This is a genomic window from Arthrobacter sp. B3I4, assembly GCF_030816855.1.
Classification (GTDB): Bacteria; Actinomycetota; Actinomycetes; order Actinomycetales; family Micrococcaceae; genus Arthrobacter.
Genome location: NZ_JAUSYK010000001.1, coordinates 2,233,729 through 2,251,394 on the forward strand (window position 1 = coordinate 2,233,729; position 17,666 = coordinate 2,251,394).

A 17,666-nucleotide genomic window follows, 5' to 3' on the forward strand; every position below is an offset into this window, starting at 1 on the left:
CTAGCACGCCTGAACGCGACAGGTGCCTTCCCATCCGCTGGCAAAGTAGCGCGCACGGAAAACACCGCCCTCGCGGAGATCGCCCTCTACCTCGCCGAGCCAGCGGGCGAGAAGAACGGGGTCTGTAAGGGCCGACCAGAGGTCCTCGATAGCGGTGTCGAATCGGTCTTCAAGCCGTACGATGCCCTTGCCGTCCGCTGCTCGCAGGTCGCCGAGAGTGCCCACGCTTCGAGGTGTGTTGGTGGTCATCGTGTGCTCCTTTTGGTCACCCTTGGTGCGTGCTCAATATCCAAACCATACGGGTACCCGTCAAGGTTCTTGGCGGACAAGCGGCTGCGGTCAGAAGACGGTCAGGCGCCGAGGTCCTGCGTTGCCAGTTCGGCCTCCAGACGCTCGACATCTTCCCGGTGGCACAGCTCGGTGGCCTGGGTGGTGACGGTCGCGCTGCCGGCGGCGACGGCGGACCGGAACGCCTCCGCCAGGCTGCGGCCCTGCGCCAGGCGGAGCACGAAGGCGGCCAGGAAGCTGTCGCCCGCGCCGACGGTGCTCTGCACCCGGACCTGCGGGACCGCCAGCCGGAGCGTTTGCTCCCGCGAGGCCAGGACAGCACCCCTCCCGCCGAGGGTCAGGGCTACGTGCTCGGTGGATCCGTCGGCCACCAGTGCCATCGCGGCCTCGAGTTCGCTTTGTTCGCTGTCCAGTGTGGTGCCAAAGTGCAATCCGAGTTCCCGGCGGCTCGGTTTGACCAGGAAAACCCCTTCGGCCAGGGCAGCGGCCAGGGCCGGGCCGGAGGCATCCACCACGCAGCGCGCGCCCTGTTCCTTGGCCAGACGTGCCACCTCGGCATAGAAATCATCCGGAACCCCCGGAGGAAGGCTTCCGCTGGCGACCACATAGCCGCCCGGCTGGATCGAGTCGGCCACCAGCGTCAGGCACAGGCGCCATTCGGACTCGCTCAGTTCCGGGCCCTGGAGCACAAACCGGAACTGCTCGCCGGTGGAACCCTCATCGACGGTGAAGTCCTGCCGGGTGCTGCCCTGGATGGGCACCACCAGGGTGGGCAGCCGCTCGGCCTCGATGAGCCTGCGGTAGGCCTCGCCGGTGGGACCACCGGCGGTGTAGACGGCCAGCGGCCGCCCGCCGAGCCGCTGGACCACCCGGGCAACGTTGACGCCGCCGCCGCCCGGGTCCAGCCGGCTGGGTCCGCAACGGAGCTTGTGGCCGCTCAGTACCTTTTCCGTCGTGGTGCTGATGTCCAGGGCTGGATTCACGGTGACCGTGAGGATAGGCAACATCCGCGCCGGTGTGGAAGCATCCATGCGCCCAGCATAGGAGACGCAGCCGTGGTGCGGGCCGGAACCCCTTGTAGGCGGGCGGCCGCGGGGAGAAAATGGGCGCGGCAGGGCAGGCGGCACCACACCGCGGGGCGCGACCAGGGCGGACACGATGGCACACGGCAAGGGAGCACGCGGCAAGGGAGCGGCCGGCAAAGGGGGCCCAGGCAAGGGGGGTTCCGGTGGGGAGGGCGTCCGGAAGCGAGCAATGGTACCGGCGTCGGGAAAGCCCGAGCGGTTACCGCGCCGCGTTTACGAGGCCGAGCTCTCCCGACTCCAGGCGGAGCTGGTGGCGCTGCAGGAGTGGGTGCGCAGCACGGGCGCGCGCGTGCTGGTCCTTTTGAAGGACGCGACGCCGCGGGCAAGGGCAGCGCGATCAAGCGGGTCACGGAATACCTGAACCCACGCGTGGCCCGCATCGTCGTCCTGCCGGCGCCCACCGAACGGGAACGCGGCCAGTGGTACTTCCAGCGGTACGTGGAGCATCTCCCGGCCGCCGGGGAGATCGTCCTGATGGACCGCTCCTGGTACAACCGCGCCGGCGTCGAACGGGTGATGGGATTTTGTACGCCCGCGGAACACAAGCGGTTCATGGCCCAGTGCCCGGTCTTTGAGCGGCTGCTGGTGCAGGAAGGCATTCTGTTGTTCAAGTACTGGTTCTCGATCAGCCACGAGGAGCAGGAACGGCGCTTCAGGTCCCGCCTGGAGGACCCCTTGCGGCAGTGGAAACTCTCGCCCATGGACCGGGAAGCGATCCTGCGGTGGGAAGACTACTCGCGGGCCAAGGACGACATGTTTATGCAGACGGATACCGCCGAATCACCATGGTTTGTCGTCGAAGCAGAGGACAAGCGCCGGGCCCGGATCAACATGATCGCCCATTTGTTGTCCAGCATCGACTACACCGAAGTCCGGACGGAGCCGGTGACCTTGCCGGAACGGCCGCGCGCAGTCGACTACACGCGCCCGCCCCGGGACCTCTTCCGCTACGTGCCGGACAGCGCAACGCTGCTGCAGGAGCCGGGGGAGGAGTAGCCCGGCTCAGTGGCCGAAGGGATCCGGGTCCACGCCCGGCATCCAGGTCAGCCCCGGCACGCCCCAGCCGCTTTTCTTGGCCTGCTTCATGGCCTTGCGGGCATAGCGGTCGACCAGCCGGTTGACGTACAGCTTGCCGTCGAGGTGGTCATATTCGTGCTGGATCACGCGGGCGAACCAGCCCGTGGCCTCGAACTCGACCGGCTTGCCGTCACCATCGAGACCCTGCACCCGGGCCCATTCGGCGCGTTTCAGCGGGTACTGGCCGCCAGGGAAAGACAGGCAGCCTTCTTCTTCCTCGTCCGGGTCCGGGAGCGCCCCGGAGACCTTGGACAGCGTCAGCACCGGGTTGACGACGACGCCGGCCGGAGGGGCGCCGTCGTCGTTGGCGTATTTATATACGAAAAGCCGCTTGCCGACGCCGACCTGGGGCGCCGCGAGCCCCACACCGTTGGCCGCGTCGTTCGTCTCGAACATGTCCGCGATCAGGGTGCGCAGCTCATCGTCGAAGACGTCGACCTCGGCGGCCCGGCGGTGCAGCACGGGCTCGCCCCAGATGGTGATGGGTAGGACTGTCATAGCGAAAGAGTTCCTTTGATGCTGGTGCTGGTGTAGTCAGCCGGCGATGGTGCGGCCGACGACGTCGCGCATGATCTCGTTGGTGCCCCCGAAGATGGTGAGCAGCCGCGTGGCGAGGTAGGCCTGTGCCACCGGGTATTCCAGGATGTAACCGTAGCCGCCGTGCAGCTGCAGGCAGCGGTCGGTAACGGATTTCGCCCGCTCCGAGGCCCACAGCTTGGCCCGCGCCGCTGAGGCAGCGCCCAGTTCGCCGGCGTTGAAGGCGAGCATCGCCCGGTCCACGTACCCTTCGGTGACCTCGACCTCGGTGAGGATGTCGGCCAGTTCAAAGCGGCTGTTCTGGAAATCGATGATCCGCTCGCCGAAGGCATTGCGGTCCTTGGTGTAGGTCACGGTCGCTTCGTAAACAGCACGCGCGACGGCGGAACCGGCGACGGCGATGGCCAGCCGGCCCTGCGGCAGCTGCTCCGCGCAGTACTGCAGCCCCTTGCCTTCTTCTCCGACCAGATCCGCGTGCGGCACCCGGACGTTGTCGAAGAAGAGCTCGGCCGTATCGGACGCCTTGAGGCCCATCTTGTCCAGCTGCCTGCCGGTGTTGTAGCCCTCGCCCTTGCGGACCATGAACAGCGAGAAAGACCCGGCCCCGCCGCGTCCGCTGCTGCCGTCGGTCCGGGCCAGGACCAGGGAGGCGTCGCCGGAGATCCCGTTGCCGATGAACGTTTTCTGGCCGCTGATCAGCCAGTCGTCGCCGTCGCGCACGGCCTTGGTGCGTACGCCGCGCAGATCGGACCCCGCGCCCGGCTCGGTCCAGGCGACCGAGGTCACCGTCTCGCCCGAGACCATGCCCGGCAGCCAGCGGTGCTTCAAATCGTCCGAGCCGTACGCCAGCAGGTGGGGGAGGACCATGTCGTCGTGCAGATGGAAGGCCAGGCCCACGGCGAGGTGGTTGCTCTTGGCGAACTCCTCGTCCAGCACGGCCCGGAACCGGTAGTCGGCCATGCCCAGGCCGCCGAACTCCTCGGGGACCGCCAGGCCCAGCAGGCCCTGTTCACCCGCCGCCGTCCACAGCTCGCGGGGCATGATGTGGTCCTGGTCCCACTGACCGTAGTGCGGGGCAACTGCCCGGGTGTTGAACTCCGCGGCCATCTCACGGAACATCTCGTGGTCTTCTTCAAAGAGCTGGCGCTTCACTGCGGTTTCCTTCCGTGCACGGACAAACAACAAAGGCCGCACCGGATATCCGGTGCGGCCTTTGGCAAGGTCAGACAGTTCTGCCGTCCTTGGTGAGGGTGAGCGACGGGGGTTGAACCCGCGACCTCCTGGACCACAACCAGGCGCTCTGCCAACTGAGCTACGCCCACCATGTGCCCCGCCATGCCCTCCGGAGATCCGGCGGGTTGAAAAGGCAACGACAAATAGCTTACCTGCTGTTCGGGAGTACTTTCGCCACTTTCCGGGAAAACCTCGGAAATTTACCGTAAACGTGGCGCAGATTACTCCGCAGGCGCGGTTGCGGGTGCTTCGGCGGGTGCTTCGGCGGGTGCCATGACCGACTTGGCGATCCGCTGTGCGGTCGCGCTGTCCGGTCCGGGTGCCGGGACGAACACGGCCTCACGGTAGTACCGGAGTTCGTCGATGGAGTCCTGGATGTCCCCCAGGGCCCGGTGGCCGCCGAGCTTGGCGGGGGACTGGAAGTACGCCCGGGCGTACCAGCGGCGGGACAGTTCCTTGATGGTGCTGACGTCGATTACGCGGTAGTGCAGGTGCTCCACCAGTTCGGGCATGTCACGGACCAGGAAGACGCGGTCGGTGCCCACGGAGTTGCCGCCCAGAGGTGCCTTCTTCGGGTCCGGCACCCACTTCTTGATGTAGTCGAGCACCAGGGCCTGGGCCTCGTCCATGGTTTTGCCGTGCGGAAGCTCCGCCAGGAGCCCCGACCGGGTGTGCATGTCGCGCACAAAGTCGTTCATCTGGGCCAGCGCGGCGTCGTCGGGTTTGATTACGACGTCGACGCCGTCGCCGAGGATGTTCAGTTCCGAGTCCGTCACCAGGGCAGCCACCTCAATCAAGGCGTCATTCTTGGTGTCCAGGCCGGTCATTTCGCAGTCGATCCACACGATGCGTTCATTAGAAATAGGCACCCGCCAAGCGTACCGTTCCCTCGCCGCAGAGCGGTCCGGTGCTAGGATTTCGGGTACGCGGCGGTCGAAGTTTTTCGTCATCGCGGCGTGCCCCCTGGCTGCTTCGCCGGCCGGAAGAGGGCCGGCACCAGCCCCACAACACCAGCCCCACAACAGATTGGACGATCCTGAGATGACGGCGCCTGTACCTGCGGCGGGGGAAAAGGCCGTCGGTACGTCCCGGACCTCATCAAAGGCAGTTCTTGCCGACGTCGACAACGCCCGCTCGCCCATCCTGGCGGGATTCATGGGTTCCATGTTCATGGCAGTCGGCTCGCTTGGTGTCGGCTGGCTGGCACCGGTTTCCGAACTGCGCCGGCTGCCCCTGTTCATCTGGATGCGCACCGAAGCCGTGGGCGTCGGGCTGAGCATCGTGCTCCTCGCCGTGGGCGGCATGCTGCTGGTCCGGGCGTGGCTAAGGCTGGGGCAGCGTGTACGTCACTGGGGCGAGGGCGCCCGGACGGCAACGCTGGCGGCGGTGGCGGCGTGGGGGCTGCCGATGATGTTCTCGGTGCCTTTGTTCAGCCGCGACGTCTATGCCTATATCGGCCAGGGCCGGTTGATGGTCGAGGGATTCAACCCCTACGAGAACGGCATTTCGGCGCTGTCGAACTACTTCCAGCTGGGCGCGGACAAAATGTGGACCGAAGCGCCGGTGCCGTACGGGCAGCTTTTCCTCTGGATCGAACAGTTCGTCGTCTGGTCCACCAACGTGCACCCCGAAGCCAGCATCATGCTGTTCCGGTTGGCTGCCCTGATCGGCATCGTGCTTTGCATCATCTACGTGCCCAAACTGGCGGAGCTCCACGGCGTCAACCCGCACCGGGCGCTGTGGCTAACTGCCGCCAACCCGCTCTTCCTGACGAACTTCATCGCCAGCGTGCACAATGACGCGCTGATGATCGGCCTGGCCTTGGCGGGCCTCTACTACTGCGCCACCAAACGGGTGCTCTTCGGCCTGGTCCTGGTCACGTTGTCCATCTCGGTCAAGCCCATCACCATCGTTTTCCTGCCGTTTATCGGCCTGTTGTGGGCGGGAAAGAACGCCAGTTGGCCGCGAAAGTTCGTCTTCTGGGCCCTGACCGCCGGGATCAGCCTGGCGCTGCTGTACGCCATGAGCCTGGTCAACGGCTTCGGGTTTGGCTGGATCAACGGGCTCTCCGCGCCCGGCAGCATCTGGATCTGGTACGCGCCGGTGGGTCTGCTCGGGCTCATTGTTGCCTCAATTTTCAACGCCTTCGGCTGGGACGGCTGGGGGATGGCCAAGTGGGTGTACGACGCCGGCAAGCTGCTCGCGCTGGGCATCGTCGCCTGGCAGATTTTCCGCGGGGACTTCGACCGGCTGATGCGCCGCCTCACCCTGGCGTTCGCCGCCGTCGTGTTCCTGGCACCGATGATCCAGTCCTGGTACGTCGTCTGGCTCATCCCGCTGTTCGCCGTCACCGGCATCAGGGACGACTGGCAGGTGAAGGCGCTTTACTTCATGGTGTCCTTCTTCATGGTCTACGCCATCTCGGACCAGCTCGAAGTCTTCCCGTACCTGCAGACCGGGGACCTCGGGCTCGCCCTCGCACTTGCCCGGAACGCCGCGGCCATCATCGCTCTGCTCTTCGCGCTGTATTTGATCTTCCTGGACCCGAAGACCAAGCAGCTGTTCAGCAAGCCAGCAGAACCTGTCACCACCAGGCCCGTTATCTAAGCTTGCGCAACGCTTCCTTGCGCGACAACGGACTCAGCTTCGGGTGCTGCTGCACGAAGCTGCGCACCCAGTCCGGATCCGTGGCCGAGAAGTCGCGCAGCGCCCAGCCGATCGCCTTGCGGATGAAGAACTCGGATTCGGCCAGATTGGCCTCGATGACGTCGCCGAGCAGGTCCCGGTCGGTGGCGTTCTTCGCCCCGAGCTGCGCGGTAATGGAGGCCCGCCGGATCCAGAAATCCCGGTCGGTGCTCCAGCGACGCAGTACCGCGGCCATCTCCGTCGGATGCGCCCGAAGCAGTTGCCGGAGGCGGTGCGCGACGCCGTCGACCAGATCCCACCAGGCACCGCTGCGGATGATTTCCTCGTAGACCGGAAGCATCGCAAGCTCACCGGCCGCCGGACGCCAACCCGTGAGGTCGATTGCGGCGTAGCGTTCCTCCCGCCACCGAGCCTCCCGCCACAGGGCAAGGACAACCGCCTTGAGCTCTTCCAGCGCAGCCGGCGGGGACGCTGCAACCGCGTCGCGAACGATCCTGCGGACCTCGGGCGCGCGCACGCCAAGCATCGGCATGTCCGACTTCAGATACCTTTGCGCCGCTGCCGCCCGCGCCGGATCGGCAGCGGCCGACAGCGAGGAACGGATCAGTGAGACCAGGTCGGGCCCAGACATGGAATCACTCTAGAGGAACGACGCCGGGCCGCCAGCGGCGGCCGCATGGGCCGGGCGCGCGGTCCAACGACGCCGGGCCGCCCGCAGTGGCCACCTATTGCGGGCGGCGCGCGGCCCAACCACACCGGGCCGCCCGCAGCGGCCGCGCGTTGGCGGTTGTTGCGGACGGCCCGGTTATCTCAACGGTGCTGTCGCTGCTGGGTCGGAGCTAGCTCCGAGCGGTTCAGCGCGTCCGCGCGCTCTGGCCGACGCGCTGGCGGTGCGCTGCACGACGCAACTGGATGATGCGCGCAGCGCCCGCGATCGCCACCAGGATCCCGCCGCCGACCGCGGCGATGAAGAGGGCAATGCCGAGGGGGACGGATCCCTGAAGACCAAAGAACGCCACCTGAACATAGACCTGGTTTTGCAGGATGAAGACGATCAGCAGGACCAGGACCACGAGCGCGCTGGCAACCGCGACCCAGACCATGCCGGCGCGGGTGACCTTGTGATGCTCAGCGGCTGGCGCGCGCGTGCCGGCAGTCGCGGTGCGGGGAGCCTCCGCGGGCGAAGTCGCCACGGCGTCGGACCGGGCACCTGTTACCCCGCTGGTCCCGGCCGCCGGGCCGCCGGCTGGGTAGCCGGTGTCGGGGGTTTCGGCCGAAGCGTTTCCGGTAGTCGGGTATCGCGTGTTCGAGCCTTCGACAGGCTCCTGGGGATCGAATCCACGGGGTGTTTGGGTCATGGCGGCCATACCTTTCGGTTGCTCGCGGGACGGGCAGGCTTTCAAGTGCCCCGCTTGTTACTCCAATCCTAAGGGTACTTACGACTTTGAGCGTGGAGGGGGATCAGGTTCTTCGTTGTTTGCGGCCCTGGCCCGGCCGCGACGGAGCCGGCAACAAGAAAGCGGCCCTGGCCGGCGGATAGTCCGCGACCAGAGCCGCACAATGTGCCCCAGGAGGGAATCGAACCCCCGACCGGCGGATTAGAAGGCCGCTGCTCTATCCCCTGAGCTACTGGGGCATGGCGCCAGCCTGGTTGCTGCCGGGCGATGCCTCAAGAAGTTTACCGTGCCCGGCACGCGCAGCACGTCAGGGACGCCCGGTGTTCACGACCCGGGGTCCGGGCAATGGACCGGTCCGGGTTTTCCACATAGCCCAGTTGCCCACTGCCTCGCGTCCGGCCCCGGCAGGAGGCTGGGAGAGCCAGGAAATAACCCATCGAGACAGGACAGACCAATGAATGACAGCATTACGGTCCGCGGCTTTGTTGCCACCGACATTAAGAGTTCGACGACGCCGGGCGGTGTTGCAACCGCCTCCTTCCGGCTGGGTTCAACCGGGCGCCGCTTTGACCGCGCCACCAACACCTGGGTGGACCTGAATACCAACTGGTTCACGGTGCAGGGATACCGGCAGCTCGCAGGAAACATGGGTTGCAGCATCAAGAAGGGCCAGGCTGTCATAGTCGTCGGTCGGCTCAAGGTCCGCAGCTGGGAATCCGACGGCCGGGTCCACCACGCCGTTGATATTGACGCCGATTCCGTGGGCCACGACCTCATGTGGGGCTCCGCCAATTTCACCCGGAACGCCGGCCACAACCCGGCGAACGCCCGGGATGCAGCCTTCCCGGGGCGGATCGAGGGCGGGCCCGGCCTGGACGACCCGTTCCGCCACCTTTCAGCCGTCGGGGAGGGCGGGGACGTTGAGGGTGAGGCTGATGCCGACGACGAGCTGGAATTTGACGAGGAAACCGGCGAACTGAAGGAGCCTGCAGCCTGAGAGGACAAGCAGCCGCGCCGGTTGCGGAACGGCGCCGTGGCGGTGACGGACCTGCTGTGCCGGCAGAAGTTCATTGCCGGGCGGGTTCGCCAACGTCACCGTCGGGGTGAGCCCGCGGCCCGGACTCCGGTGCCAGGCGCGCAAATGTGAGATATCGGCTTCAAGCCACTAGATTTGTAGGCATGGCGGAATTTATCTACACAATGAGCAAGGCCCGTAAGGCCGTTGGCGAAAAACTCATCCTCGACGATGTGAGCATGTCCTTTTTCCCCGGCGCCAAGATTGGTGTCGTTGGCCCTAACGGAGCCGGTAAGTCCACCATCCTCAAGATCATGGCCGGGCTGGACACCCCCTCCAACGGTGAGGCGCGGCTGAGCCCCGGCTACACCGTCGGTATCCTGCTGCAGGAGCCGCCGCTGAACGAGGAGAAGACCGTCCTGGGCAACGTCCAGGAAGGCGTTGGCGAGATCTACGGCAAGATCCAGCGCTTCAACGAGATCTCCGAGGAAATGGCCAGCCCGGACGCTGACTATGACGTCCTCCTCGAGGAGATGGGCCAGCTGCAGGAGGCCATCGACGCCGCCGACGCCTGGGACCTCGACTCCCAGCTGGAGCAGGCCATGGACGCTTTGCGCTGCCCGCCGGCCGACGCGGACGTTACGCTGCTCTCCGGTGGTGAGCGCCGCCGGGTCGCCCTCTGCAAGCTGCTGCTGCAGAAGCCCGATCTTTTGCTGCTGGACGAGCCCACCAACCACCTTGACGCCGAAAGCGTGCTGTGGCTCGAGCAGCACCTTTCCAGCTACCCCGGGGCTGTCCTCGCCGTCACCCACGACCGTTACTTCCTCGACCACGTCGCCGAATGGATCGCGGAAGTGGACCGCGGGCACCTCTACCCGTACGAGGGAAACTACTCGACTTACCTCGAGAAGAAGCGCGCCCGACTCGAAGTCCAGGGCAAGAAGGACGCCAAGCAGGCCAAGCGGCTTACCGAGGAACTGGAGTGGGTCCCGCTCCAACGCCAAGGGTCGGCAGACCAAGTCCAAGGCCCGTCTGGCCCGCTACGAGGAAATGGCCGCCGAGGCGGACCGCACCCGCAAGCTCGACTTCGAAGAGATCCAGATCCCGCCGGGACCGCGGCTGGGCGGCCTGGTCCTGGAAGCCAAGAACCTGCAAAAGGGCTTCGAAGACCGCACCCTGATCGACGGACTGTCCTTCACGCTGCCACGCAACGGCATCGTCGGCGTGATCGGCCCCAACGGCGTCGGCAAGACCACGCTGTTCAAGACTATCGTCGGTCTGGAACCCCTCGACGGCGGCGACCTGAAGATCGGTGATTCCGTCAAGATCTCCTACGCTGACCAGAGCCGCGGCGGCATCGACCCGAACAAGACCCTGTGGGAAGTCGTTTCCGACGGGCTCGACTTCATCCAGGTCGGCCAGGTCGAGATGCCGTCCCGTGCCTATGTCGCCGCCTTCGGCTTCAAAGGACCGGACCAGCAGAAGAAGGCCGGGGTGCTTTCCGGCGGTGAGCGAAACCGCCTGAACCTGGCCCTGACCCTCAAGCAGGGCGGAAACCTGCTGCTCCTCGACGAACCCACCAACGACCTGGACGTTGAGACGCTCAGCAGCCTCGAAAACGCCCTGCTCGAATTCCCGGGCTGCGCCGTCGTGGTCTCGCACGACCGCTGGTTCCTGGACCGGGTGGCCACCCACATCCTCGCCTACGAAGGCGACGAGGAGAACCCCTCCAAGTGGTACTGGTTCGAGGGCAACTTCGAATCCTACGAGGAGAACAAGGTCGAGCGCCTCGGCCCGGACGCGGCCAAGCCGCACCGGGTGACGCACCGCCGCCTTACCCGGGACTAGGTCCGGAAAGAAGCCCGGCGGAATAGTTCCGCAGACCCAACACAAAAGGCAGGCTCCTAAGGAGCCTGCCTTTTGTGTGTCCGCGTACGGGTCTAGGTCAGCCCCGGTCGGCCTTGCGCATCTGGTGCTCCAGCACCTTCGTCTGGACGGCGCCCTTGACCTTGTTCTTGAAGTCGGTCGGCACCCGGATCATGCCCTCCTGGGCCACGGTCGCCACGTGCCGGCCGTCGCGGCTGAAGATCTTCCCGGTGGCCAGGCCGCGTGCCCCCTGGGCGCTGGGGGACTCCTGCACGTAGAGCAGCCATTCGTCCACGCGGACCGGGCGGTGCCACCACATCGCGTGGTCGAGGCTCGCCACGGACATCCCGGGCGTAATCCAGCTCATGCCGTGTTTGCGCAGGATCGACTCGAGCAGCGTGTAGTCGCTCGCATATGCCAGTGCCGCCCGGTGCAGCTCCGGATCATCCGGCATGCGTCCGAAGGTCCGCATCCAGACCGCGTTGCGGGCCTCTTTGGGGCCCTTCGCGGACACGTACAGGGCCGGGTCAACGTGGCGGATGTCGAAGGGGCGTTCGTAGGCCCAGTGCCGGGCCACCGGGTGGTCGTACTTGCCCAGCAGGTCCGCGGTGCTCGGTAGCGACTCCGGGTCGGGGACGCCGGCCGGCATCTCGGTCTGGTGTTCAATTCCCTCGTCCTCGTCCTGGAAGGACGCGATCATCGACAGGATGGGCGTGCCCTCCTGGTACGCGTGGACCCGGCGGGCTGAGAAGGAGCGGCCGTCGCGCAGCCGCTGGACGCCGAAGGTGATCGGCTTGTTGGCGTCGCCGGGACGGAGGAAATAGCCGTGCATGGAGTGCACGCCGCGCCCTTCCGGTACGGTGCGGCTGCCGGCCACGAGGGACTGTGCCAGTACCTGACCGCCGAAGACGCGCTGCCTCGGTTGCTTCTGGGACGGGCCGATGAAAATGTCCTCGTCCGTGCGTGCGCCCTCCAGCTCACCGAGGTTCAGCAGTTCGATGAGCGAGGTGGTGGGGTCCTCAAGGGACAACCCCGGCATTCCTGCTTCGGCTTCAGTCATGGTTTGACTCTAGACGGCACCCCGGCGCGGCTCAAAAGAGGCACAGCCGGTAGAGTCGGGATTGTGTCTGACGTCCTAACCCAGCCCCTGCAGTTCACCGACCACCGGGACCTTGATGACCTGCGCACGTTTGCCACCCGGGCCAGGGCCGTTGACGACGGCGCCATCCGGCTGAGCGCGGCCGGACCGGTCCTGGCCGCCTATGTGTGCGTTCTGCGGCCGCGTTTGCTGGGTGAGGCGACGCCGACCATCCTCGGGCTGCGGACCGTGGGGCTCGCAGAGCCGGCCGAGCTCGATGTGACGGTCCCGCTGTCCGCCGTCCTGGACCGGCTGGCGCGTGCGGGCGCGGACGACGTCGAACTCCCGGTGCCGCCGATGACCGTCACCGAGTCCTGGGCCGGCGTAGGGGCGCCCCGCAGCGGCTGGGTGCAGCGTGGGACGCTTTCCGACCTGGCGCTGCGGCAGGCCGCGGAAGCAGGCATCACCGAGATCGCCGGCATCATCCCGGACAAACCCGGCGCGCTGATAGTTAACAACGCTAGGGCCACCGTCTGGGGGCGGGCGCTGGCCGACGCCGGCGGGCTGCCTGCCGGGGCAGCGTTTGCGGCACTGACCCTGGGCTTCCTCGGCGACGGCGAGCAGGCCCTCTTCCAGGCGGGCCGCTGGTTCCGGCTCAGCAGCGGCCGGGGCCATGTCCTCGTCCGGACGGGTTCGGGTCTTTAGGCCCCGCCCGCAGCGACAGCCAAAATCACCGGACCGCTTTGGCCCTCCCAGGTTCCGGTCATGGACCGGGCCGGGGCGGGCTGCGCCGGAATGTCGAGCCTGCGTTTGACCAGCACTTCCAAATCCCCAGCCCGGACCACCGTCCCCGTGGCAGTGTCACGTGCCGTGATCTGCCTGACTGCGGGCCGTTCGGCCAGGAACGGCCCGGTGCTGCCCACCACGACGGACTCCGGCATCACCTCGAGCCTCCCGTCCACGTCCAGGTAGTGATTTGCCTGGGGCTGGCCGGTGAGGACTGTTGCGGCGAGAACTTCGGCGTAGCACGGGTCTGCACAGGCGTCATAAACCCAGCGCTTTCCGAGGACGGAATGCTCCATCGTCCCGACGAGAAACGCCTCTGCGCCAGCCAGGGGAGAAGCACGGTAGCTCAGAGGCACCTGGTACACGTCCTCGTCTGCGGCGACAAGAATGGTTTCGAGGCCGACCTCACCTGCCGGGTCGTCGAAGCGGAAGGCTCCCACCTTGCTGACGCCGGACCCCTTAGCCGTGAACCAGGGCCGACCAGGCAGCCAGCCCTCAAGGAGTTCCAATTTGGTCGGTTGCAGTTGCGCTTGATGAATGATCGCCATGCCGGTCAGCCTAGCCGCATCGGGCAGACCACAAAGTGAAGCTCACAAGGTGAGAACGTTTAACGCTTCCGCCGGCTGGAAACCGAGACGGGCGTAGAAGGTCCGCGAAGCGGGCGACGGCGAAAGCAGGATACGCACGGCCTTGATGTCCCGGGAGAAATCAATCGCCGCTTCGACCAGCCGGGCCCCGACGCCGGCGTTCCGGAAAGCGGGACGCACGTAAACGTTGCCCAGGTAGACCCAGCGCGAGGGTACCGTGCCGGGTTTGGGCATCCGCTCGAAAACCATCAGGTTCAGCATCCCGACGGCGTGGCCGTTTTCCTCGGCCAGGAAGAACTTGCGCGGGTTGGCGTCGAGCCACTCGCTGAAGGTCGCGTCGAAGTCCTCCTGCTCCAGCGACGTGGCGCTATGCGGGGTCAAGTCCTGCTCCGCGGTCCAGGACGCCCGGAGCGCCGCTAGCGCGGGCCGGTCCCCAGCTAATCCTCGCGGATAGTGATCATTGCCTCAGCCTACGGGGTCCACAGCACTTGCTGCTCCATACCCCAGCGGGTATTATTTAGGCAGAAAGACCCGGATGCATTCCCCCAAGTGCCTCCGGGTCTTTCCATCTGTCAGGGCCACGTTGCGGCGGAGGTGGCCAGCGTTTGAGGGACCCGGCCGGTCTTGACCCGCCTGCCATACTGGGCAAATGAGCGGCATGTCGGTGCTGGATCCACCGGTCGGACGGCACCCTGAATTCAACCGGGTAATGCACCCGGACCAGAACTGGATCCGGGTCCTGCGTTTCGTGGTCGGCGTCCTCGTGCTCGCCGCCCTGGTCCAGAAAACGTACGATGCGACGCTCCCCGGCAACGACGTCGACATCGCCCAGCTCTACTCCGAATTCACGGTGCAATCGAACCTTGCCCTCGGACTGGTGCTCGTGGTCTCGGCCGCCCGGCCGCGGGCCAGGCTGCCGTGGTGGTGGGACCGGCTGTTCGGTGCCCTGGCTCTGTATCTGGTGATGACGGGCATCATCTACGTGGTCCTCGTGGCGCCGCCCGGTGAGCCGTGGTGGAGCGTCGACTTGTACTGGCCCCAACTTGTGCACCACCGCCTGGCGCCGCTGTTCGCCGCCTTGGACTGGTTGCTGGTGACCCGGACGGTACGCGGCAGGTGGTGGCGTCCGCTGGCGTGGCTCGGCTATCCGGCCGCTTTCCTGATCTTCTCGTGGGTCCGCGGAGGCATCGACGGCTGGTACGTCTACGACTTCCTCGATCCAACGCTCGACGGCGGCTGGGGCGCTGCGCTCACGACGACGGCGCAGGTGCTCGCCGCGTTCCTCGTCGTCGCGGTTCTCCTGCATGTTGCGGGAAACGTCCGGGCGTCCCTTGCATCCCCGCCGGAACGGCGCTGACAGTTTTCAGGCTCCGGAGGGGCTGTTCACCATCGAAAGGGCCGCGCGTTCCATGTAGTCCCAGAGCGTTCCTTCATACAGCGGGGGCAGCTCGAGGGCATCAACGGCGGTGCGCATGTGGTGCAGCCAGGCGTCCTTGGCCTCGGGTGTGACGCGGAACGGCTGGTGGCGCATCCGGAGCCGCGGGTGGCCGCGTTCCTCCCCGTACGTGGTGGGCCCGCCCCAGTACTGTTCCAGGAACATCAGGAAGCGCCGCTTGGCGTGCGCCAGGTCCTCTTCCGGGTACATCGGGCGAAGCAGCGGGTCCGTGGCGACGCCGTCGTAGAACACGTCGATCAGCTTCACGAAAGTCTCGTGGCCGCCGACGGCGTCGTAGAAGTTGTCCGTGTAGCCGGGCCGGCTGAACGGATCGTTCTGCATCAGCTGTTTCGGCTGGCGGGGTTCACCGGCAATGGGGATGGTCATTTTATTCTCCGGCCTGTTGCTGGGGTGCCGGAGCGCCGTCGTCGGACGGGGTGACCGGCACGTAGGTGCCCTGCGAGCGGTTGCCCACCCGCAGAATTTCGCCGTTGCGCAGGTACCAGACGGTGCCGTCGTCGGCCCGGACACGGGTGATGCGCAGTCCCATGGACTCTACCGTGCCCACCACTTCCGAGGTCTCGATGACGTCGCCGATCCCGTACTGGTCCTCGATGGTGATGAAGATGCCGGCCAGGAAGTCCCGGATCAGCTGCTGGGCGCCGAAACCGATCGCGACGCCGAGGATACCGACGCTGGTCAGCAGCGGGGCGATGTTCACGTTGAGGTTCTGCAGCACGTACATCACCGTGATAACGACGACGAGCACGCTCACCACGCTGTTGAGCAGCGACCCGATGGTATTGGCACGCTGTTCGCGGCGCTGGTGGTCCAGGGCGCGCAGTGCCGGCGCCACCCAGCGGAAATGCGGTTTCTTGAAGAAGGTGGTGCCCGCGGCGACGCGCTTGGTGATGCGCACGATCACGAAGGATGCCACCAGCCACGCCGCGACACCGACCCCGATGCTGATCAGGACGCCCGGCAGATTGATGGACGAAATATCCGGCGGCGTCATGGGCTCGGCGGCGGTCAGACGGTACATCAGCGGGGGTTGCTCCTTTGGGCACGCCCGCGTTCGCCGGGCGCATAAGTCTCTGTTCGGCGCATTAGTCTCTGGCCAAGGTCAACTTTACCGCCGTAGCGTGGCCCCATGCGCATTCTGGTCCTCGGCGGCACCGCCTTCCTGTCCGCAGAAATCGCCCGGCAGGCGCTCGCCGCCGGCCACGACGTGCTGTGCCTGGCGCGCGGAACCGGCTCCGCGCCGCCCGAGGGTGCGACCTGGCTGAAGGCGGACCGTTCGCTTGGGCCGTCGGCCTACGACGCGGCCGTTGCTGCGGGGGAGTGGGACGCCGTCATCGACGTCGCCCGGGAGCCGCGGTTCGCGGTGGAGGCGCTGGAAGCTCTGGCCGGAAGCGCCCGGCACTGGACGTTCGTCTCCAGCTGCTCGGTTTACGCCGACCATTCTGTCCCCGGCGCGGCGGAGGACGCGGCCCTGCTGCCCCCACTCGCCGCCAGCAGCGAAGCCACGGCGGAGAATTACGGCGAGGCGAAGTCAGCCATTGAGCACGCGACGGCGGAGCTCGCTGCCGACAAAGCACACCTGTGCCGTGCCGGGCTGATCGGAGGACCCGGCGACGGCTCGGACCGTTACGGCTACTGGCCCGCCCGGTTTGCGCGGGACGCCGCGCCGGTTCTCGCCCCGGACATCCCGGCGGACGCCACGCAGATCATCGACGTCCGGGACCTTGCCGCCTGGCTGCTCGCCGCAGCGGCCAGCGGTGTGACCGGCGCGCTGAACGCCGTCGGTGAACCGGTGCCGTTCGCTGACTACCTTGAGGAATCTCGGCAGGTCGCAGGAGCGGCCGCCGAGGTGGTGCCCGTCCCGGCCAACTGGCTCGTCGCACACGGGGTCAACTACTGGGCGGGGCCCGAGTCGCTTCCCCTGTGGCTGCCGCCGGACCACGAGGGGTTTGCAACCCGCCGCAATGCCGCGGCGTTGTCGGCGGGGCTGCGGTTGCGTCCGTGGCAGGAAACACTGCAGGACACCCTGGCCGACGAACGGCGCCGCGGGCTCGGCCGGGGCCGCAAGGCGGGCCTCAGCCCCGACACGGAGCGCCGGCTGCTGCAGGAGTTCCGGGCAGAAACTCAGCCCGCCTGACCCTCGACTCTGGCGGACGGCTCGTGCCGTACCGGGAAGTTGACGCTCCGGGCAATGAAGCAGACGGCGTTGGCCGCATGATGCAGTTCCGCCAGCAGCTCCGCCGACACCGCGGCCGCCGTCGTGACGTGGGGCCTAAGCGTGACCGACTCGAACTGCCCGCTGCCGTCCCGGTTGGTCCGCATGACGCCCTCCGCCCGGTCCTCGTAGCCGGTCACCACCACGCCGTGCTTGACGGCCACGTGCAGGAAGGACAGCATGTGGCACTGCGAGAGCGCGGCCAGCAGCAGCTGTTCGGGGTTGTACCGCTCCCGGTCGCCGTGGAACGTCGGGTCCGCTGAGCCCTTCAGGACGGGCAGCCCAGGGATCTCGATGTCGTGGTCCCGGGAGTAGCCGCGGTAAGAGGAGGTCCCACCGCCCAGGTTCCCGGTCCAGCGGACGGTCAGGGCGTAATGGTGCTCGTCCAGGCTCATGCCGC

General features: G+C 66.8%; 18 protein-coding genes, 2 tRNA genes and 2 pseudogenes. 7 read left to right on the forward strand and 15 right to left on the reverse strand.

What is annotated here, in order from left to right; all coding sequences use genetic code 11:
• Window positions 1-249: an SRPBCC domain-containing protein gene (locus QFZ61_RS10665; RefSeq protein WP_307035855.1), complete on the reverse strand. Its 249-nt coding sequence runs from the start codon at window positions 247-249 to the stop codon at window positions 1-3.
• Between the two features lie 101 nt (window positions 250-350).
• Window positions 351-1,319, reverse strand: coding sequence for a 1-phosphofructokinase family hexose kinase (locus QFZ61_RS10670; RefSeq protein ID WP_307035857.1), 969 nt, complete (start codon window positions 1,317-1,319; stop codon window positions 351-353).
• 223 nt (window positions 1,320-1,542) lie between these two features.
• Here QFZ61_RS10670 and ppk2 point away from each other — a divergent pair.
• Window positions 1,543-2,369, forward strand: a pseudogene (ppk2, locus tag QFZ61_RS10675) (polyphosphate kinase 2).
• 6 nt (window positions 2,370-2,375) lie between these two features.
• Here ppk2 and def read toward each other — a convergent pair.
• The 4 genes from def to orn all read right to left on the reverse strand — a co-directional run bounded on the left by def (window position 2,376) and on the right by orn (window position 5,089).
• On the reverse strand, window positions 2,376-2,948 hold the full coding sequence (gene def, locus QFZ61_RS10680) for a peptide deformylase (protein WP_307035859.1): 573 nt from the start codon (window positions 2,946-2,948) through the stop codon (window positions 2,376-2,378).
• 36 nt (window positions 2,949-2,984) lie between these two features.
• Entirely contained in the window at window positions 2,985-4,139 is a 1,155-nt protein-coding gene (locus QFZ61_RS10685; protein ID WP_307035861.1) for an acyl-CoA dehydrogenase family protein, read from the reverse strand.
• A 97-nt stretch (window positions 4,140-4,236) separates the two neighbouring features.
• Window positions 4,237-4,309 (reverse strand) — tRNA-His (locus QFZ61_RS10690).
• Between the two features lie 132 nt (window positions 4,310-4,441).
• Window positions 4,442-5,089 carry an oligoribonuclease gene (gene orn, locus QFZ61_RS10695; RefSeq protein ID WP_307035863.1) on the reverse strand — a complete coding sequence of 216 codons (648 nt, stop codon included), beginning with the start codon at window positions 5,087-5,089 and terminating at the stop codon, window positions 4,442-4,444.
• Window positions 5,090-5,261: 172 nt separating this feature from the next.
• On the opposite strand from orn, the gene mptB reads away from it, so the two are divergent.
• A complete protein-coding gene (mptB, locus tag QFZ61_RS10700) occupies window positions 5,262-6,827 on the forward strand; it encodes a polyprenol phosphomannose-dependent alpha 1,6 mannosyltransferase MptB (RefSeq protein ID WP_307035865.1) in 1,566 nt (521 codons plus the stop codon).
• Here the strand turns inward: mptB and QFZ61_RS10705 are convergent.
• From QFZ61_RS10705 to QFZ61_RS10715, 3 genes are all read right to left on the reverse strand, one after another.
• Window positions 6,820-7,497, reverse strand: coding sequence for a DNA alkylation repair protein (locus QFZ61_RS10705; protein WP_307035867.1), 678 nt, complete (start codon window positions 7,495-7,497; stop codon window positions 6,820-6,822). The genes mptB and QFZ61_RS10705 overlap by 8 nt on opposite strands.
• Window positions 7,498-7,720: 223 nt before the next feature.
• On the reverse strand, window positions 7,721-8,224 hold the full coding sequence (locus QFZ61_RS10710) for a lipopolysaccharide assembly LapA domain-containing protein (RefSeq protein WP_307035869.1): 504 nt from the start codon (window positions 8,222-8,224) through the stop codon (window positions 7,721-7,723).
• Between the two features lie 205 nt (window positions 8,225-8,429).
• Window positions 8,430-8,502 (reverse strand) — tRNA-Arg (locus QFZ61_RS10715).
• 215 nt (window positions 8,503-8,717) lie between these two features.
• Between QFZ61_RS10715 and QFZ61_RS10720 the strand changes: the two genes are divergently transcribed.
• Together QFZ61_RS10720 and ettA are read left to right on the forward strand one after the other, a co-directional pair.
• Window positions 8,718-9,260, forward strand: a complete 543-nt coding sequence (locus QFZ61_RS10720; RefSeq protein ID WP_307035871.1) for a single-stranded DNA-binding protein — start codon at window positions 8,718-8,720, stop codon at window positions 9,258-9,260.
• 182 nt (window positions 9,261-9,442) lie between these two features.
• Window positions 9,443-11,126 (forward strand): annotated as a pseudogene (gene ettA / locus QFZ61_RS10725) (energy-dependent translational throttle protein EttA).
• 97 nt (window positions 11,127-11,223) lie between these two features.
• On the opposite strand, the gene tesB reads toward ettA, so the two are convergent.
• Window positions 11,224-12,204: an acyl-CoA thioesterase II gene (gene tesB / locus QFZ61_RS10730; RefSeq protein WP_307035873.1), complete on the reverse strand. Its 981-nt coding sequence runs from the start codon at window positions 12,202-12,204 to the stop codon at window positions 11,224-11,226.
• A gap of 63 nt (window positions 12,205-12,267) precedes the next feature.
• Here tesB and QFZ61_RS10735 point away from each other — a divergent pair, with 63 nt between their 5' ends.
• A complete protein-coding gene (locus tag QFZ61_RS10735; RefSeq protein ID WP_307035875.1) occupies window positions 12,268-12,927 on the forward strand; it encodes a hypothetical protein in 660 nt (219 codons plus the stop codon).
• On the opposite strand, the gene QFZ61_RS10740 is transcribed toward QFZ61_RS10735, so the two are convergent.
• Both QFZ61_RS10740 and QFZ61_RS10745 read right to left on the reverse strand, forming a co-directional pair.
• Window positions 12,924-13,556, reverse strand: coding sequence for a hypothetical protein (locus tag QFZ61_RS10740; RefSeq protein ID WP_307035877.1), 633 nt, complete (start codon window positions 13,554-13,556; stop codon window positions 12,924-12,926). The genes QFZ61_RS10735 and QFZ61_RS10740 overlap by 4 nt on opposite strands.
• 42 nt (window positions 13,557-13,598) lie before the next feature.
• Window positions 13,599-13,976, reverse strand: coding sequence for a GNAT family N-acetyltransferase (locus tag QFZ61_RS10745; protein ID WP_307035879.1), 378 nt, complete (start codon window positions 13,974-13,976; stop codon window positions 13,599-13,601).
• A gap of 268 nt (window positions 13,977-14,244) precedes the next feature.
• Here QFZ61_RS10745 and QFZ61_RS10750 point away from each other — a divergent pair, with 268 nt between their 5' ends.
• Entirely contained in the window at window positions 14,245-14,952 is a 708-nt protein-coding gene (locus QFZ61_RS10750) for a Pr6Pr family membrane protein (RefSeq protein WP_307035881.1), read from the forward strand.
• A 6-nt stretch (window positions 14,953-14,958) separates the two neighbouring features.
• Here the strand turns inward: QFZ61_RS10750 and QFZ61_RS10755 are convergent, their stop codons facing one another.
• A complete protein-coding gene (locus QFZ61_RS10755) occupies window positions 14,959-15,417 on the reverse strand; it encodes a globin (protein ID WP_307035883.1) in 459 nt (152 codons plus the stop codon).
• A gap of 1 nt (window position 15,418) precedes the next feature.
• Entirely contained in the window at window positions 15,419-16,045 is a 627-nt protein-coding gene (locus tag QFZ61_RS10760) for a mechanosensitive ion channel family protein (protein ID WP_373427197.1), read from the reverse strand.
• A 135-nt stretch (window positions 16,046-16,180) separates the two neighbouring features.
• On the opposite strand from QFZ61_RS10760, the gene QFZ61_RS10765 reads away from it, so the two are divergent.
• A complete protein-coding gene (locus tag QFZ61_RS10765) occupies window positions 16,181-17,188 on the forward strand; it encodes an NAD-dependent epimerase/dehydratase family protein (protein ID WP_307035887.1) in 1,008 nt (335 codons plus the stop codon).
• Here the strand turns inward: QFZ61_RS10765 and QFZ61_RS10770 are convergent.
• A complete protein-coding gene (locus QFZ61_RS10770) occupies window positions 17,176-17,661 on the reverse strand; it encodes an OsmC family protein (protein ID WP_307035889.1) in 486 nt (161 codons plus the stop codon). The genes QFZ61_RS10765 and QFZ61_RS10770 overlap by 13 nt on opposite strands.
• Between the last annotated feature and the right edge of the window lie 5 nt (window positions 17,662-17,666).

Coding starts and splice junctions, on each gene's coding strand:
- QFZ61_RS10665 (WP_307035855.1), bottom strand. CDS start 249: ATGACCACCAACACACCTCGAAGCGTGGGCACTCTCGGCGACCTGCGA.
- QFZ61_RS10670 (WP_307035857.1), bottom strand. CDS start 1,319: ATGGATGCTTCCACACCGGCGCGGATGTTGCCTATCCTCACGGTCACC.
- def (WP_307035859.1), bottom strand. CDS start 2,948: ATGACAGTCCTACCCATCACCATCTGGGGCGAGCCCGTGCTGCACCGC.
- mptB (WP_307035865.1), top strand. CDS start 5,262: ATGACGGCGCCTGTACCTGCGGCGGGGGAAAAGGCCGTCGGTACGTCC.
- QFZ61_RS10705 (WP_307035867.1), bottom strand. CDS start 7,497: ATGTCTGGGCCCGACCTGGTCTCACTGATCCGTTCCTCGCTGTCGGCC.
- QFZ61_RS10710 (WP_307035869.1), bottom strand. CDS start 8,224: ATGACCCAAACACCCCGTGGATTCGATCCCCAGGAGCCTGTCGAAGGC.
- QFZ61_RS10720 (WP_307035871.1), top strand. CDS start 8,718: ATGAATGACAGCATTACGGTCCGCGGCTTTGTTGCCACCGACATTAAG.
- tesB (WP_307035873.1), bottom strand. CDS start 12,204: ATGACTGAAGCCGAAGCAGGAATGCCGGGGTTGTCCCTTGAGGACCCC.
- QFZ61_RS10740 (WP_307035877.1), bottom strand. CDS start 13,556: ATGGCGATCATTCATCAAGCGCAACTGCAACCGACCAAATTGGAACTC.
- QFZ61_RS10750 (WP_307035881.1), top strand. CDS start 14,245: ATGAGCGGCATGTCGGTGCTGGATCCACCGGTCGGACGGCACCCTGAA.
- QFZ61_RS10755 (WP_307035883.1), bottom strand. CDS start 15,417: ATGACCATCCCCATTGCCGGTGAACCCCGCCAGCCGAAACAGCTGATG.
- QFZ61_RS10760 (WP_373427197.1), bottom strand. CDS start 16,045: ATGACGCCGCCGGATATTTCGTCCATCAATCTGCCGGGCGTCCTGATC.
- QFZ61_RS10765 (WP_307035887.1), top strand. CDS start 16,181: ATGCGCATTCTGGTCCTCGGCGGCACCGCCTTCCTGTCCGCAGAAATC.
- QFZ61_RS10770 (WP_307035889.1), bottom strand. CDS start 17,661: ATGAGCCTGGACGAGCACCATTACGCCCTGACCGTCCGCTGGACCGGG.